Raw genomic sequence first — 2532 nt, forward strand, 5'->3', positions numbered from 1 at the left:
GTTTTGCAGCGTCGTCAGCATGCGATAGGCGGTGGAGGCGGCAAGGCCGCTCTGCGCCGAGATCTCGCTCAGCGACAGGCCGCTGCCTTCCGCGACAATGGCCAGGATGCGCAGTGCCCGGTCGAGCGACTGCACCGAACTGACCTCCGATGGCCCGTTGAAAGCGCGCGGCCGGCCGCGCTGGCGTTTTTCGGTCGTTTCCATGCCGCCATTCTCGGTCGTTTCTCAAAATGCGCAATGAAAAAGTTTTTCACTATGATCGCTACCCGAGTTCTTGGAAAACGGAAAACCAAATAAAATCAGAAGTCTGGTGCTGTTTTCTTAAAATGAAAAAATATTCTGAAAAAATTGAAAAATATCCGGCGTGCTGACATCCTTGGCCAATCCAACAATGACAAACCCCGTGGAGGGCTGGAAATGGCCAGGATGCGCGCTGTCGATGCCGCGGTTCTCGTTCTCGAAAAGGAAGGCATTTCCTGCGCTTTCGGCGTGCCGGGCGCGGCGATCAATCCATTCTATTCGGCGCTGAAGGCCAAGGGAACGGTCCGCCACGTGCTAGCCCGTCACGTCGAGGGCGCCTCGCACATGGCGGAAGGTTTTACCCGCGCCAAGGCAGGCAATATCGGCCTGTGCATCGGCACTTCGGGTCCGGCCGGCACCGACATGATCACCGGGCTCTATTCGGCCGCCGCGGATTCCATCCCGATCCTGTGCATCACCGGGCAGGCGCCACGGGCGCGGCTGAACAAGGAGGATTTCCAGGCCGTCGACATATCAGCCATTGCGGCACCCGTCGCCAAATGGGCGGTCACCGTCATGGAGCCCTATCTCGTCCCCATGGCGCTGCAGAAGGCATTTCATCTGATGCGCTCGTCACGTCCCGGCCCGGTGCTGATCGACCTGCCGGTCGACGTGCAACTCGCCGAAATCGAATTCGACATCGATGCCTATGAACCGCTGACGCCGTTCAAGCCGGCCATGACGCGCGCCCAGGCCGAAAAGGCGTTGACGATGCTCAATTCGGCCGAAAAGCCGCTGATCGTCGCCGGCGGCGGCATCATCAACGCCGATGCGTCCGATCTGCTGATCGAATTCGCCGAGATTTCAGGCGTGCCGGTCATCCCGACCTTGATGGGCTGGGGCGCCATCCCCGACGACCACCGGCTGATGGCCGGCATGTGCGGGCTGCAGACCTCGCACCGCTATGGCAATGCGACGATGCTGGAAGCCGACTTCGTCTTCGGCATCGGCACCCGCTGGGCCAACCGCCACACCGGCTCCGTCGATGTCTACACCAAGGGCAAAAAGTTCATTCATGTCGACATCGAGCCGACGCAGATCGGCCGTGTCTTCGCGCCGGATCTCGGCGTCGTTTCGGATGCCGGTGCCGCACTGAAGATGCTGCTCGACGTCGCCACCGAATGGAAGACGGCAGGCAGACTGCGCGACTGGTCCGGCTGGGCGAAGGAATGCCAGGCCCGCAAGAAGACGATGAAGCGCAAGACGCATTTCGACCAGGTGCCGCTGAAGCCGCAGCGTGTCTATGAGGAGATGAACAAGGCGTTCGGTCGCGACGTCACCTATGTCACCACGATCGGCCTGTCGCAGATCGCCGGTGCGCAGTTCCTGCATGTCTACAAGCCGCGCAACTGGATCAATTGCGGCCAGGCCGGCCCGCTTGGCTGGACCTTGCCGGCTGCCCTTGGCGTTCGCGCCGCCGATCCCGACCGGACCATCGTGGCGCTGTCGGGCGACTATGATTTCCAGTTCATGATCGAGGAACTGGCGGTCGGCGCACAGCACAAATTGCCCTATCTGCATGTTGTCGTGAACAACGCCTATCTCGGCCTGATCCGCCAGGCGCAGCGCGGCTTTTCGATGGACTTCGAGGTCGACCTCGCCTTCGAGAACATCAACCGGTCAGGCGATCCCGAGGCCGGCTACGGCGTCGATCACGTTGCCGTCGCCGAGGCGATGGGCTGCAAGGCGGTCAGGGTGCGCAAGCCGGAAGAATTCGCCGGAGCTTTCAAGGAGGCGCAGCGGCTGATGAAAGAGCACCGGGTTCCGGTCGTGCTCGAATTCATCCTCGAACGCGTCACCAACATCTCGATGGGCATCGAGATCGACAAGATCACCGAATTCGAGGAGCTTGCCGAAAGCCACGAGGATGCGCCGACGGCGATCGTGATGTTGGATTAGGAGAAAAAGAATGCCGCGTTTTTCAGCCAATCTGTCGATGCTCTTTGGCGAGCATGAGTTCCTCGACCGTTTCGATGCCGCCGCCCGCGCCGGCTTCAAGGGCGTCGAATATATCGGCCCCTATGACCATGCGCCCGATGTCGTCGCCGCCCGGTTGAAGAAGAACGGTCTGACCCAGGTGCTGTTCAACCTGCCGGCGGGCGACTGGGGCAAGGGCGAACGCGGCATTGCCGTGCTGCCGGACCGCGTGCCGGAATTCCGCCAGGGCATCGCCAAGGCGATCACCTATGCGCAGGCGCTCGGCTGTGAGCAGGTCAATTGCCTGGCCGGCAT

General features: G+C 61.4%; 3 protein-coding genes. 2 read left to right on the forward strand and 1 reads right to left on the reverse strand.

Going from position 1 to position 2532, the window contains the following annotated elements:
* Positions 1 to 204 (reverse strand): helix-turn-helix domain-containing protein (locus tag EN750_RS28820; protein WP_127398780.1); only part of this gene is annotated, 204 nt, incomplete at its 3' end.
* Positions 205 to 417: 213 nt separating this feature from the next.
* Between EN750_RS28820 and gcl the strand changes: the two genes are divergently transcribed.
* Both gcl and EN750_RS28830 read left to right on the forward strand, forming a co-directional pair.
* Positions 418 to 2199, forward strand: coding sequence for a glyoxylate carboligase (gcl, locus tag EN750_RS28825; protein WP_127398781.1), 1782 nt, complete (start codon positions 418 to 420; stop codon positions 2197 to 2199).
* Between the two features lie 10 nt (positions 2200 to 2209).
* On the forward strand, positions 2210 to 2532 hold a 323-nt coding region (locus EN750_RS28830), incomplete at its 3' end, for a TIM barrel protein (RefSeq protein ID WP_145968004.1).

It is taken from the genome of Mesorhizobium sp. M7A.F.Ca.ET.027.03.2.1, assembly GCF_003999175.1.
Taxonomy (GTDB): domain Bacteria; phylum Pseudomonadota; class Alphaproteobacteria; order Rhizobiales; family Rhizobiaceae; genus Mesorhizobium.

Excerpts from the sequence above, each read along its gene's own strand:
- gcl (WP_127398781.1), top strand. The coding sequence starts at position 418 with ATGGCCAGGATGCGCGCTGTCGATGCCGCGGTTCTCGTTCTCGAAAAG.